Raw genomic sequence first — 13155 nt, 5'->3', positions numbered from 1 at the left:
GTGCTCTCCTGCTGCTGCCGTCGTTCGCGCGTCGCAACGAGCAGTTGCATGGGCGCCTCAACAACCGCTTCGCTCTGCCTCCGGCAGCCGAATACTCGCTCCGCTCGTTTCGCGCGTCCCCGCGCGAATTGCCCGCCTCCGGCGGGTCGTTATGAATTGGCCTCCGGCCATTTCATAACGTGCGTGCCTCCGGCACGAAATGCGGCTGGTTTTGTTGTATATGTGGGTGGTTGGGGTTTTAGTTGAGGGCTCGTCATGTGTGTTGCCCTTGTGGGTATTCGAGGAATCTCCGATTCCCTTGAAAATAAAGGGAATTGATTGGTATTCCGTGGAAGGAAGTAAACCACGGAATACCCGGGAAGGGAAAGGGCCCCTCCGGGGCCCAACCCCTTTCGGGCTACAGGAGGTTGGGCGAGTCCCGGGGGTGTACCTGCCTCCGGCAGGACCGACCGGCCGAGGGAGGGAGAGGGAGCGAGGAGGACCCGAGGGAAAGAGAGAGCTGGGGTGTGGGCAGGGAGCCGCCACCCACCCACCCGAGGCCGACAGGCCCCGGCCCCACACCGGCCCGGCGCGGCGGCAGAGCCGACGCGCAGCAGACCCCAGGCCGTGCCCTATCCCCGAGGCTGCCACCCGACCACGCCCGCCCCCATACCTCACTCATCCTTCAACCGGCGCGGGAGCAGTGGCAGCAGAGGGGATGTCAGCAGCCGGACCACGCGAGAGTAGCTCGCTAAGCTGGTGTAACGCGGAGGCCGGCCGTCAGGCGGCGCAACATCCAGCGCAACCCTTGGCGCAACATCAAGGCGCAACCTGTACCGCAACACGAGGCGCAACAGGGCTTCCAACCATCCACTACACGTACTAGTATGTGAGTTGCAGGGGGAAGGTGACCCCTGGCAGATGCAGTGATCAGCGAAGGGGAACAAGTGGAAATCCAGATTTCCGACGGAATCGTGCGTCGAGTTCGAGGCGGAAAGAATGCCCCCATGACGGGCCTTGCCATCCAGGCACGCACGGTCTCGAACTTCCTCCCGCTGATGTGCGAGCGGGTGGGGGCGACGATCGTGCACAACTCCGACGCGCACTACACAGGAATTCGCTTTGACACCAAGGTCGGTCCGGTTGTTCTGGAAATGCCGACGGGTGACCAGCCGTACCGTTTGGTTCACGAATTAATCGAGCCAGACGAGAACGGGCGCACCGAGGTGGAGATGCGGCGATTCCCACAGATCTACAAGCCGCAGGGCGTCGCGCACATCACGGCCGAGTTTCTTCGGTCGCGCGGGTTCCTGAAGTAATCCGCTCAGGGGGGATCCCCGGCGGGCTGCCCCCCTTCCACCCGGCAGCACCGAGAGGAGAAGGGAAGGCATGGAGAGCATGCGGATTGCGGAGCAGGCCGAGGAGGCTGGAGCGCCGCTCACGGTGGCAGAGCGGGAGCAGGCCGGTTATGCACTGCGGGAGTTGGCGCGCAGCGAGAGCGACCCGGACGCGCTGCGGGTGCCGAGCGAGCAGCTGGAGATGGTCCGGCCGTTCTTCGAGTTGGGTTGGGCGATGGGTGTGCGCACCGGTCACACGGGGCCGGCCATGGCTGACGTGCCGGTAGACCGTGACACGATCGCGCGCGCGTTTGTCCTGCTGATGTCCGAGCGTGTAGCGGATCAGCTTGTGATCGTGGTAGCGCGGAGTCTGGACCCGCAGCACGCCGGACCGGTGCTGTGGCAGAAGGTCAGGTATCACGGCAGCCTGACGCAGCGTCACGGTACGTACTGGGTCGGCGCGATTCACGCGCACGCCGACCCGGTCGGTGAGGCCCCCGAGCTGCGTTACGACCTGTGCGAGATGCGCGGCGTCACACCGGTGTCGGTGGTCACGAACGTGCGGCGGCAGAGCCTGACGCCGTTGGCCGACCACCGCGCGATGGTCTAAGTGCGCAGGTCAGGGGTAGGTTCACACAAAGCCAACTCTCACTAGTATTGAAGTTGTTCGGGGGCGGCGGCTCCGTCCCCGGCCCGCAGAGATCAACAGCGTCCGGGGGTGGTGGCCCCACCCCCGGACTGCCACGAAGGGGAGAAACTGCATGACTCAGCAGTTCGCCGAGCGCGCCACGAACGTCGCCCCCACCGGCGCCCGTAACGCCGAACTCGCCGACCTGGTCCGCATCCTGGAGGACCAGAACCGCCGCAAGCTGGACGTGATCGCCCCCGCCGCCGCGCTGCGGTTCCGTGAGGGCAACGTGCACGTCGAGGGCGTGGAGTCCCTGATCACGGAGGACGGTGTGACGGAGGTCGACGGCATCTACCGGCCCACCGCCGTCGCCGACGAGGGGATCGCCGACAAGCTCCGCGTCCCGCTCGCCTACCTGCGCCGCATGCGCGCCGAAAACGTCCCGCTGCTGGACGAGAACGTGAACGCGTGGCTCCGTGAGGAGCCGGAGCGCCGTTTCATGCTCCGCGCGTTCCGAGGCGACAACGGCCCCGGCATGCCGCCCGCCGAGGGCGTGGCCCGCGCGCTGCTGTCCGACAGCTACAAGCTCATGGACAACTTCGACATGCTGCTGGCCGCCCTGGACGGGGTGAAGCAGTCCGGCCACCCCACCCGCGTCACGGGATGCGACCTGACCGACCGCCGCATGTACGTGCGCGTCGAGTCCGAAGCCGTCGCCATCCAGGCCCGCGACCTGCTGCGCGGCTACCGGTCCCCGTTCGACGGCCGCAGCGGTGACGAACTCCCGATGATCTCCGCCGGTTTCGTCATCACCAACAGCGAAGTCGGTTCCGGGGCGTACACCATCACCCCGCGCGCCGTCATCCAGGTGTGCCGCAACGGCCTGACCGAGACCAAGGACGTCATGCGCGCCGTGCACCTGGGAGGCAAGCAGGACGAAGGTGTCGTGTCCTGGTCCGGTCAGACGCAGCGCAAGACGCTGGAGCTGATCACGTCCAAGACCGCCGACGCCGTCCGTACGTTCCTGTCGCGGGAGTACGTGGAGGCCAAGGTGCGCGCGATGGAGGCCGCCGCCGGTAAGACGCTGTCCGAGCCGACGAAGACGATCGAGCACGTCACCAAGACGCTCAGCATCGGTGCCGAGGCCAAGGACATGATCCTTTCGCACTTCGTGCGGGGCGGTCAGATGACGGCCGGGGGCGTGATGCAGGCCGTCACGTCGACCGCGCAGACCCTCACCGACGCCGACCAGGCCGCCGCCCTGGAAGCGCTCGCGCTGCCCGCCCTGACGGCCGCCGCCGCGCACGGCTGACAGACCCCCGTGCGGGCCGGGAACCTCCCCGAGCCCGGCCCGCACGGGCCCCACGCCCCCCAGCGCCGGGCGGGTACCCCTCCGACCGTCCGGGGGTGCCCGCCCGGTCCCAGAGCGCGGAGCGCTCCCCACCCGGCCAGGGAGAGCGGAGCGCGCCCGCCCCGCTCTCTGCCGCGTAGCGGCGGCGCGTCGTGTCTGCGGAGCAGACCGCGCGCCCAGAAGACCCCCGCCGCGCCACGAGACACGTGCGCCGGCCCCGGTGCTCACCGCCCCGTCCGCAAGGAGTACCCGCATGCCCGCACGCCCGGAGCTCACCCGCCCCGACGACGCCGCCATAGCGGCCGCCATGAGCCGCTCCCTGACCGCGATCGCCGCCCTGGTCCAGGCACTCGGCGACGGCGAACACACGATCAACCTCGTGGCCGAACGCACCGACGACATGTTCGTCCGGGGTCAGGCCGACCTCTCCGTCGGCACCGCCCCGCTACGCCTGGCCGTGCTGGACGAAGACCTGCCGCCCCGACGCCCCCGCCCTCCCCTTCGGCGAGGGCGGGGCGGCAGGCCCCAGCTCACCGAACCGACCGACGAGGAGCCGCAGCCCATGACCAGCCCGAGCCTGACCATCGACACGCCCGCCGGCACCGTGCGCGCCACCGCCGGCCTCCGCCAAGCCGACGCCGTCGTCTTCGAGCTGGGCGGAGCGATGCGCGGCAGCGTGCACGTCACCGGCACCCACCACCCCCACTGCTGGGACCAGTTCACCGCCGTACGCGCCTGTCTCGGCCCCGTCAACGCCTTTGAGACCACCGCCCCCGACGACGACCTGCCGCGGCTCGCCCGCAGCCGCAGCGGCTACCGGGGCAGCCTGGCCCTCTACGACGACGACTACACCCACCGCCCCCAGGTCACGGTGTACCCGATGGAGTCCGCCGCCTGGCACGAGCCGTCCGAGAAGACGGCGGCGACACTCACCGCCGTCCTGCGCGCCTGCGCCGCCCATATCACCCAGCGCGACGACCTGCCCGAGATCCTGACCGCCTCCCGGCAGCGGGACACTCCCGCCCTGCTGCGCTTCCTCACCTGGTCGGCCACCCACCACCAAGCCGAAGCCGCCCGCTACGAGCGGGAGGCCCACACCGCCCACCCCGCGCGGCGCGCCGTCGTGGCCGCCTGGTGGACCGTCGCACGGTGGTTCACCGCCTGCCCGCACCCGGTCCTGCTGCTGATGCTGGCCGACCTCCCCAACTCGCTTGCGCGCACCGTCGACGTGAAGCAGTGGTGGGCCCCCTACTGCCTCACCGAGGCCGCCCGAGAGCACGAGCACGCCCGCCGCGCCCAGCCGAAGCCGACTCCCTGCGCACCCAGCAGCGCTCACGGCGCCCGGCACGCCGCCCGCAACCCCCTGCGCACGGTGCCCCGCACGCGGCGCGTCTGGAACTGGAGATGTCGTGACCCTGCGCTGGTTGATGACCCTCGGAGAGCGCAGCCGCCCCGAGACACCCACCTACGCCGAGTGCCCCGGCCCGGACGAGGCCCGCGCGGTCGCCCTGGTCGACGACTGCGGCCAGCTCTTCCCCATCCTGCTGGCATGGCGGCGGGCGCTCGGCCGCGAAGTGACCGGCTGGGCCGGGCAGGTCGAGGCGGACGACGTCGAGAACCTCCCCTAGGACGTGACCGACGACTGGGGGCCCGGTCTGCGGCTGGACACGATGCCCGGCGGGTACGTGAAGGTTTCGGACTACCGCGACCACCAGTCGCCCGACGCGGTCACCGCCGGCCCCCGCATGCTTATGCGCTGATCTCGACCTCAAAAGCCGCAGGTCGGGGGTGGGTTCACACCACCCTCAATCACACTATTATGAATGTTGCGGGAGGGGGCGTCTCCGTCCCCCCGTACCGCCCCCTGCCGCACCCAGGACCGACCGAAAGGGCCGCGGCGCCCGAGGAGTTCACGTTCCCCCGCAACACCGGTTCGTACGGCTACCAGGTCCTCGACCGCCAGGACCCGAGCACCAGTTACGGGGTCGTCTGGCGCGCCCCGGAGGTGTGCAGGTGGGTTGCCGAGTATCCCGGCAACCGTCCGGGCAGCGGCGGCGGGATCCCCGGATTCGCCAGCCGGGAATGGGCCGCGCGCTTCCTGTACCGCTACCGCAAGCCCCAGCCCTCCGGCCGCGCCTAACCGGCGCCAGCCCGCCTCTCACCCACCGCCGCATCACAGACAGGGGACCGCGCATTGGCCACCTTCGACCACGCCACCCCGGAACGCTGCGCCCAGCTCGGCCGCGCCCTCACCTCCGCCAGCCTCGGCTGGAGCGACAACGGCCACCAGGACAACCCGCAGTACCTCACCTACACCGTGACCGACCCGCGCGGCCGCACGTGGCAGATCAGCCCGGCCACCAACTTCCAGATCTCCCCTCCAGTCCGGCGCAGATCTGGCAGGCCAGCTGCGGCGAACTGGCGACGACCACGCCGATCCTGTCCGCCCGCAAGGTGGCGGAGCACATCAAGGGCGTCCCAGCATGAGCAGCCCGCCGCCGTTTCGCCCCGAAGAATTCGACGAGCGGTGCGAGACGTGCAAAGCCCCGCCCGGCCAGCTCTGCCACCCCTGGTGCGACACCGGCTACACCGCAGAAGACTTCCGCCACGACGCCGAGCGCCGCGCCAAGGCCGCCGCAGCGCCGGGAACCCCGACCAGCCACCCAAGAAGTGAAGACGCCGCCATGCCGCAGGAGTTGACCACACAGGAGCGGTTGGACGCGCTCGCCGACGAGGTGGCGCGGGAGTTGGGCACGCGCTGCCGGACGGACCGGCTCACCGGCTACGTGCGCGGTATGGGGCGGCTCATCATCGACGGCGACGCCGCGCCCTGTGCCTGTGCCAGCCCGATGCCCGCCGCCCCGACCGGCTGAAGATCTACGCCGCACTGCCGGACGAGACCCAGATAACCGCGCCGTCGATCGGCGTCACAGCCAGCAGCGCCCGCCATGTGGCACGTGAGATCACCCGGCGGCTGTACCTGCTGCACACCCAGGCCGTGCAGCAGGCCACCGAACTCGCCGTCCAGCAGGAGGCGGAGGAAAACGACCGCCGCGCCGTCGCCGAAGCCGTGGCCCGGGCACTCCCCGGGGCCCGGGCACTCCCCGTGGCCCGGGTCGAGGAGCAGCACCGGCGCACCCGGGTCGACAGTGTGTGCGCAATCATCGGCCCCTCCGGCGAGTGGGTTCAGGTCGAGGCATCCGGCCGTCCCGACTCGGTGATCCCCTTGCTCGCAGCTTTCTCCCAGACGCCACGGGAGTGAAAGGCGCAGGTCAGAGGCGGGTCCACATAGAAGAATCTCACACTAGTATAAACAATTGGTCAGACCGTCGCCTCACCAGCATCCCTCTCTCCGGGGTGACGACCTTCGTTCTCCCCCTCCCCTCTCTTCCAGCCTCAGGAGTTGCCATGTTGCGAACGCTGCGCCGCGCCCTGCGACCGGCCCGTCTGCGCATTCCCACCCGCCGCTTCACCGCCGGAATCGCGGCACTGCCACCCACCGCCAGCGAAGCGTTCGGCACCGACGCCAGCGCCGAGGAAGCCGTCGCCCTCTACCGCAGCGAGTACACGCTGCCGATGCCCGACGACCACCTGGGCGACGCCGTGCGCGCCCTGGACTTCCCCTACTCGGTGCCGAGCCCGAAGACCCGCGCCGCGATCCGTGCCGCCCTCGCCGTCCTGGAAGCCGACTACACCGTCACCCGCTGACCACCCCTCCGCCCTGACCTCGCGGGCCGCCCCGGCCGGGGTGACCCACGGCGGAAGGAGACCCCGTGTTCCTGGTCGTACCCGACCCCGCCCACGGACTCGTCGCCGCTCCCCAGTCCTTCCTGGACATCACCCCCGGCACCGAAGAAGCCCTCACCGCCCAGGGGTTCACCTGGAACGGCGAGATCGAGGCGTACACCCGCCAGACCGACCACAGCCCCGCAGCCGTGGAGCGTACCGCCGGCCCCCTGCGCGAACTGGGCCACTACGTCTTCTCCTCCTACACGCCGCTGCCCACCCGCTGACCGCATTCGCCCGGGTTTCCAGCCCATAGGCACACTATTATGCTTGTTGTGGGGCGGTGACCACCCCAGCGTCGAAGCCAACGCCTGCAGAGTCACTGCCACCCACCGACCACCCGCGCGGACCCGCGGGCCACCCAGGGAGGGGCGGCCCACGACGGACGCCCCCGGGTGTCCCACCCACAGACTCGTCGCCGTCCCGAGTCCACCCTCGGTCTGACGCCCGGCACCGAACCGTCCCCCACCGCCTAATCGTTCACCTGGAGCAGCCCGATCGAGGCGTACACCCCCTCCGGACCGACAACAACTCCGCGGCGGTTGAGCTGATGCGGTTGGTTGGCAGCAGCCTCCGCGGAAGATGCACCAGACGCGTTACCGGGTGGTGTTTCTGCCCTTCCAGGGCCACCGACGACACCCACGGCGCGCGTCATGGGTACCGTTTTGGGGAGATCCCGAACGGATGGAGCCCGCGCATGCTGGAAGAAGCCGAGGAGATCGGCCGCCGCGTTCGTCGCGCGCGTCTGCGCCTGGGCATGCCACAAGCAGACCTCGCCGTCGCCCTGGGGAAGTCTCAAGGGTGGGTGTCCAAGATGGAACGCGGACAGATCGAGATAGACCGTGTTGGCCTGCTCAACGCCATCGCGGCCGAACTGGGCGTTCATCCCAACGACCTGATCGGGCGCCCGTATACGAGCACCCCCGCCGACAACCAATGGCAGATCGCCGCCGCATCGATCCTCCGGGAACTACGCCGCTACGACCTCACGCCAGTATTCGAGGGCACCCCTCGGCCGTCCGGCGAGCTGTGGCGCGACATGACCAGGTTGCACCGCCTACGGGACGCCGCGGCAAACATCGCAATCCTGCGCATACTGCCTGACCTGCTGCGCGAAGCACGAGCACTCGCCGAAGTCTCCACCGGCCATGAACGCGAAGAGGCATACGCCGTATACGCCGTCGCCTGCAAGTTCGCCCACACCGCCGCGCACGCCCTAGGTCACGCCGAGTTGATCGCCATGGCCGCCGAGCGTGCGGCATGGTCCGCGCGCCTGTCTGGCGACCCCATCATGCCCGCGCTCGCCGACTGGATGCGTGTATGGGACATGTGGGCAACCGCCGATTGGGACGACTCCATGTCGCTGTCCGACAAGGCGCTCAGCAGCATCCAGGACGACTACGACCGAGGCGAGCCGCTCGCCGTCCGCATGTGGGGGGCCCTCCAACTACGCGCCGCCGTGTCAGCCGCCCGCGCGGGCCGACCGTCGGAGTCCGAGGACCGCATCGCGCACGCCCGCGCCGCCGCTGAGCGCATGCACAATCATCAAGGCCCACCGGTCTACGACCGGCATTCTGTGACGTTCTCATCCGGCAACGTGCAGATTCACGCAATCAGCGTCGCGCTGGAAGCCGGCAAGCAGACCCGCGCCCTCGCCCTGAATCGGCGCATCAGCCCTGAGCTGGTGTCCGCCCTGCCCAACTCCCGGCAGGGACACCATCACATGGACCTCGCCCGGGCGTGGCTGTGGGACGGCAACCGCGACAAGGCACTCTCCGAGCTGGAGACAGCCGAACGGATCGCCCCGCAACTTGTGCGCAATCACCCGATCGCCCGCTCGACGCTGCGCAGCATCGTCTACGCCGAACGCACGGCCACGCGCGAGAAGTTGCGCCGCATGTCAAACCGCTTCCACCTCGACGGGTGAGAGTCGTATTCCTCCGATTCATATTCGTCCCCTGACTACCTTTTAGCTTCGGGGCATGACTCGACGAGGAACCCCCCATCTGCCCTCGCAAGGCGCGTCGGGCACAGCCGCTCCCTTCTCTCCTCGACTCGGCGACCTTGCTCGGGACACCTCGAAGGAAGGCGAAATCGGCGTCGTCGTTGCGTTACCGGGCGAAGGCAGAAACACGTACCACCTCGTCCCGCCCGGAGGCGGCGACAAGTGGTCGGCCCCCAACGACGGCAAGACGCTGACCCCCGTGCAGCCGCAGGTCACACACATCACGCCGCAAAAGCGCGACGTGACGTACGACTCGCGCGCCGAGCGCGGCGGGTTGCCCGTCACCGTCCACTACGACGACGGCGGCACCGCCGAGTCCCTGCTCGTCTTCGACCCGTCCCAACTGGAGCTGTACTACTACCAGGTTGGACGCATCATCGAACTGCGCGACAAAGCGCGCGGGGGCAAGGTATGAGCGGACGCCACGCGGCCGGCCGCGCACCGCGCCCGCCCTTACGCCGCTTCCCGCAGACCACCGTGCCTCGCCTCATCGGCTACCGGTGCGAGGCCGTGGCGATCCCCCTCGACAATCCGCGTCGCGAGATCATCCTCGGCGCCTATAACGCCCGTTCTCCGCGCTTGGCCGCACGGTGGCTGCGCCAGGAAGCCCAATGCCTCGCCCGGCGCCTCGATGCGGACCCGCGCGCACCGTGGCTGTACGCCGCTCCCCTCATCCTCGGAGGCGACATGCGCCCCGCCGACTTCCTGCGCGCATGGGCAGGCGACGCCAATCGCTACGCCAACGCCATCGCCAAGCTCGCCGCCCGTGTGCCCTATCAGCTCACGGTCACTGATCACGACGCACGATATGCCCTGATCGTGGCCCCTGCACTGATCAGGCGGGCCCCACAGTTCCCGCCCCCTGCCGGGTGCTTCCCCTCCCCGGCAGGGGGCGGGTGCGAACCCGCAGCCACCACATACACCGCGCTGTAGATCACGCCTTACGCGGAAACAGGCCCCGCCCGATGCCTCGTTGCTCCATCCCGGGCGGGCCGGACCCCACCGCGGCCGAGGCCACCAACCGGGGCCGCCGCCGTGCGCACCACCACGTCCGAAGCACCACCCGACACAAGGAGGCACTCGTGACCATCGCACAGAAGCGCACCGCGACCGACGCGCGGACGCTGATCAGCACGGAACTGCGCGAAACCCTGGTCGACAACATGCGCGCCAAGTTCCCGCAGCTGACCGAAGAGAAGGCAGACCGCGGCGTCGGCCAGATGCTCGCCTTCCTCGCCGCGTGCGCGCACAGCGAGAAACCGCTCAGCCCCTCGCCGCTCGTGGACAACTTCTGGCACGCCTTCCTGCTCCACACCAAGGCGTACCGGGAGTTCTGTCAGCAGACCTTCGGCCGGTTCCTCGACCACCAGCCCGGCTACCTCAACCCGGAGGAGCACGGAGGCGGCAAGGTACTCCGGGCCCGGACCGTCGACGCGGTCACCCTCGCCGGGTACGAGATCGACATGGAGTTCTGGCCCGAGCTGGACCTCGCCGAGTGCTCGCAGTGCCACGCGAACTGCTCGGACAGCCCGAACCACCCCTGAGAGTTCCCCGGCCGGCCCCTGGCCTGTGCCACGCTGGCACAGGCCAGGGGCCGGCCCCCCTTTTTTTGCTCGACCAACGCAGGAGACCCCCGGTGGACCGCATCGAATGGCATGACCTACCAGCAGCAACCCGAGCCGCCGTGGAACGCCACACGGGTCCGGTCGAGCACGTCGAGACGGCGCCGCACGGCGTCATGTCCCGGCTCGCCTGCACCCTGCGCACACGGACCGGCCGAGCGTTCGTCAAGGGCACCCTCGAGGACGACCCGCAGGCGTGGGTGTACCGCCACGAGGCCCAGGTCACGCGGAACGCGCCCCGTGCACCCCGCGTGCTGTGGGAGGTCGACGCCGGCGGATGGCTGCTGTACGGGTACGAGTTCGTCGAGGGCCGATACCCGGACCTGACTCCCGGCTCCGACGATCTCGCCCGCCTTGTACGCACGCTCACCGCCATATCCGACACACCCTGGCCCGAGACCCTGCGCAAGAAGCCGCTTCACACACGATGGGCTGACTTCCTGCCCCAGGACGTTCCACCCTGTCTGCACGGCCGAAGACTCGCCCATACCGACATGTCCCCGCACAACATGCTGGTGAACAGCGCCGGCGAGCTGCTGCTACTCGACTGGGCCCTCGCCTGCCCCGCACCCGCATGGGCAGACACCGCGCTGACCATCCCCCGGCTCATCTCCGCCGGCCACACACCGCAACAGGCCGAGACAATCGCCCAGCAGGTTCCCGCCTACCACGCCGCCACGCCTGCCACCCTGACCCTGTTCGCACGCACGCTCCACGCGGCGTGGGAGCACTGGGAGCAAACACGCCCCATGCCTCACAGAGCCGCCCTCACCGCCGCCGCTCAAACATGGGCCACACACCGCGAGGAAGGACGCCAGACGAGCGCACACACCCTCTCCTCATAATCGACTGCACCGGTACAGGTACGCCTGAAGCCGCGCCAGGACGAGATGCTCACCCTCCCCCGGGAGCTCAGCCACCGCCGCCTGGAGACCCCGGTCGCAAGCAGCCATCTGGCCCTGGCGTTCAGCCCGGGCGGCCAGCCGTATCTAGTGCACCCCGGTTCGAGCAGCTGTCGCCACGCTGGATCCCCGACGGCGACGAATCGTTCCCGACCGCCGAACTCGCACACCTCGAACGCCCCCGCCCCGCCCTTGAGGCCCTGCCCGCGCGCCAGCGCTACCAACCGTGCGAGCTGCACGGCATCGTGCTCTGGCGGTGCCTGTGCGGGCCGCGCGCGATGTCCAGCCCGCAGATGGCCGTGTGTGGTCGCCAGCCGGCGTATCGACTCCAGTGACGCCGCAACAGGCGGCGTCGTTGAACAGCGCGACTCCATACGGCGGAGCCCCCGGGATGTCATGGCCAATGCCCGGGGCTCCGTGGCGTTGCGAAGCGGGAAGGCGTTACGTGTCAGCGGCTGGAGTTGGTGATGCCTGCGGCGAGCTGCCCCACCACATCCACGATGCCCTGCCCGAAGGCGGTCGGCGCAACGAGGATGCCGAACACCAGGACGATGAGCACGGTCAATTTCTCATCGTTGCGGCTCCGTGCCTCGGTGCGCCGACGCAACCGCACAACGATGATGACCGCCAGCAATACCGCCACATTGATCGTCAGCACGAACAGCCCCCACCCGCGCGAACAACGACTCTCCTCCCAGGTGTAGCCAGCAGCGATCCGTAGGGCGTCTTCGTCCTGCGAGGATGGCGGCAAATGCATGCCAGGTCGACCGGATACACGGTCTTGCCCCAGCAAAAGTCATCCGATGCCGCACTGACTCCGGAGTCTGCCGCCCGGGCAGGTTCGTCGGCCCGAAGCCGGACCCATGCCGCCGCCCACTGCGGCCATCATCACCAGGTGACCGACCCGTCCCACAGCCCGCCCGCACACGGGACAGTCAGGCGGCGTCCCGTTCATGAGCGCGAGTCGCCCGGACAGCGCCGGCCACTGTCGGCAGCCGCGTCGCTGGCGCCGCCCGCCTCGCCTGCAGCCCGGCGACATTCCACGGGTCGCGTAGCGGCTGCGCTGGCGGCTGCGAGCGACCACAAGTGACTTGCAATTGCAGGTCTGGATCTGTGTTACTGCGCGCCGACGCCCAAGTTGAGACTGTTTCTGATCGCATGACTTCGATCGGCGCCAGGACTGTCAATGCCTGCGAACGTTTTCGTCGTTGCACGACCAGAAAAGAAGGATAACTTTCCGCGAAAGAGACAGGCCGTGGCTGACACGCGGCGCTACGGAAGTCAGGGAGATTTCCGCTGAGGCCGAAACGAAAGTCACCCGTCCTGGGGTAACTCGAGATATAAACCGGAGTGCGGCAAATGGGTGATTAGCGTATCGCACTGCGTGTCGGTAGCTTCACCCTCAGGTGCGTGCGGGACTTCGTACTGCGTCTACCAAACCCTGTCCGAAGTCCCGCACGCTTGCGACAACACTGAGGAGTTGCCCTATGGGGCGATCTACCCCCCGGCGTCGCCGGGCTAAACGGCCTTCCGGCCGTTTCACTG

14 protein-coding genes are annotated in these 13155 nt (G+C 69.0%); 13 read left to right on the top strand and 1 reads right to left on the bottom strand.

Features of this window, described 5'->3' with window-relative positions; translation table 11 throughout:
- Positions 1-926 precede the first annotated feature (926 nt).
- From ACFV7R_RS35170 to ACFV7R_RS35110, 13 genes are all read left to right on the top strand, one after another.
- A complete protein-coding gene (locus tag ACFV7R_RS35170; protein ID WP_385270928.1) occupies positions 927-1298 on the top strand; it encodes a hypothetical protein in 372 nt (123 codons plus the stop codon).
- 70 nt (positions 1299-1368) lie between these two features.
- A complete protein-coding gene (locus tag ACFV7R_RS35165) occupies positions 1369-1926 on the top strand; it encodes a hypothetical protein (RefSeq protein WP_385270925.1) in 558 nt (185 codons plus the stop codon).
- A gap of 151 nt (positions 1927-2077) precedes the next feature.
- Positions 2078-3256 carry a DUF932 domain-containing protein gene (locus ACFV7R_RS35160; RefSeq protein ID WP_385270922.1) on the top strand — a complete coding sequence of 393 codons (1179 nt, stop codon included), beginning with the start codon at positions 2078-2080 and terminating at the stop codon, positions 3254-3256.
- A 292-nt stretch (positions 3257-3548) separates the two neighbouring features.
- The gene (locus ACFV7R_RS35155; RefSeq protein ID WP_385270919.1) at positions 3549-5435 is read left to right on the top strand and encodes a hypothetical protein; all 1887 of its coding nucleotides are present in this window, start codon (positions 3549-3551) and stop codon (positions 5433-5435) included.
- A 343-nt stretch (positions 5436-5778) separates the two neighbouring features.
- Complete coding sequence (locus ACFV7R_RS35150) at positions 5779-6168, top strand: hypothetical protein (RefSeq protein WP_385270916.1); 390 nt, start codon at positions 5779-5781, stop codon at positions 6166-6168.
- A gap of 77 nt (positions 6169-6245) precedes the next feature.
- The gene (locus ACFV7R_RS35145) at positions 6246-6557 is read left to right on the top strand and encodes a hypothetical protein (protein WP_385270914.1); all 312 of its coding nucleotides are present in this window, start codon (positions 6246-6248) and stop codon (positions 6555-6557) included.
- Between the two features lie 146 nt (positions 6558-6703).
- The gene (locus tag ACFV7R_RS35140) at positions 6704-7003 is read left to right on the top strand and encodes a hypothetical protein (RefSeq protein WP_385270911.1); all 300 of its coding nucleotides are present in this window, start codon (positions 6704-6706) and stop codon (positions 7001-7003) included.
- 65 nt (positions 7004-7068) lie between these two features.
- The gene (locus tag ACFV7R_RS35135; RefSeq protein WP_385270908.1) at positions 7069-7308 is read left to right on the top strand and encodes a hypothetical protein; all 240 of its coding nucleotides are present in this window, start codon (positions 7069-7071) and stop codon (positions 7306-7308) included.
- 470 nt (positions 7309-7778) lie between these two features.
- A complete protein-coding gene (locus tag ACFV7R_RS35130; RefSeq protein ID WP_385270905.1) occupies positions 7779-9008 on the top strand; it encodes a helix-turn-helix domain-containing protein in 1230 nt (409 codons plus the stop codon).
- Positions 9009-9063: 55 nt separating this feature from the next.
- Positions 9064-9501 carry a hypothetical protein gene (locus ACFV7R_RS35125; protein WP_385270902.1) on the top strand — a complete coding sequence of 146 codons (438 nt, stop codon included), beginning with the start codon at positions 9064-9066 and terminating at the stop codon, positions 9499-9501.
- Complete coding sequence (locus tag ACFV7R_RS35120) at positions 9498-10019, top strand: hypothetical protein (protein ID WP_385270900.1); 522 nt, start codon at positions 9498-9500, stop codon at positions 10017-10019. Before ACFV7R_RS35125 ends, ACFV7R_RS35120 begins: the two co-directional genes overlap by 4 nt.
- A 149-nt stretch (positions 10020-10168) precedes the next feature.
- Complete coding sequence (locus ACFV7R_RS35115; RefSeq protein ID WP_385270897.1) at positions 10169-10630, top strand: glycine-rich domain-containing protein; 462 nt, start codon at positions 10169-10171, stop codon at positions 10628-10630.
- A 92-nt stretch (positions 10631-10722) separates the two neighbouring features.
- A complete protein-coding gene (locus ACFV7R_RS35110; protein ID WP_385270894.1) occupies positions 10723-11553 on the top strand; it encodes a phosphotransferase in 831 nt (276 codons plus the stop codon).
- Between the two features lie 505 nt (positions 11554-12058).
- On the opposite strand, the gene ACFV7R_RS35105 is transcribed toward ACFV7R_RS35110, so the two are convergent.
- Complete coding sequence (locus ACFV7R_RS35105; protein WP_385270891.1) at positions 12059-12268, bottom strand: hypothetical protein; 210 nt, start codon at positions 12266-12268, stop codon at positions 12059-12061.
- Positions 12269-13155: the final 887 nt, after the last annotated feature.

Origin of the sequence: Streptomyces sp. NPDC059866 (assembly GCF_042731325.1) — a bacterium.
Lineage (GTDB): Bacteria > Actinomycetota > Actinomycetes > Streptomycetales > Streptomycetaceae > Streptomyces > Streptomyces flavusporus.
The sequence above is the reverse complement of the archived record's forward strand: the minus strand, read 5'-3'. Positions and strand labels throughout refer to the sequence as shown.

What these genes read in the sequence shown, in the direction of transcription:
- ACFV7R_RS35130 (WP_385270905.1), top strand. Translation starts at nt 7,779, where the DNA reads ATGCTGGAAGAAGCCGAGGAGATCGGCCGCCGCGTTCGTCGCGCGCGT.
- ACFV7R_RS35150 (WP_385270916.1), top strand. Translation starts at nt 5,779, where the DNA reads ATGAGCAGCCCGCCGCCGTTTCGCCCCGAAGAATTCGACGAGCGGTGC.
- ACFV7R_RS35140 (WP_385270911.1), top strand. Translation starts at nt 6,704, where the DNA reads ATGTTGCGAACGCTGCGCCGCGCCCTGCGACCGGCCCGTCTGCGCATT.
- ACFV7R_RS35160 (WP_385270922.1), top strand. Translation starts at nt 2,078, where the DNA reads ATGACTCAGCAGTTCGCCGAGCGCGCCACGAACGTCGCCCCCACCGGC.
- ACFV7R_RS35165 (WP_385270925.1), top strand. Translation starts at nt 1,369, where the DNA reads ATGGAGAGCATGCGGATTGCGGAGCAGGCCGAGGAGGCTGGAGCGCCG.
- ACFV7R_RS35120 (WP_385270900.1), top strand. Translation starts at nt 9,498, where the DNA reads ATGAGCGGACGCCACGCGGCCGGCCGCGCACCGCGCCCGCCCTTACGC.
- ACFV7R_RS35155 (WP_385270919.1), top strand. Translation starts at nt 3,549, where the DNA reads ATGCCCGCACGCCCGGAGCTCACCCGCCCCGACGACGCCGCCATAGCG.
- ACFV7R_RS35125 (WP_385270902.1), top strand. Translation starts at nt 9,064, where the DNA reads ATGACTCGACGAGGAACCCCCCATCTGCCCTCGCAAGGCGCGTCGGGC.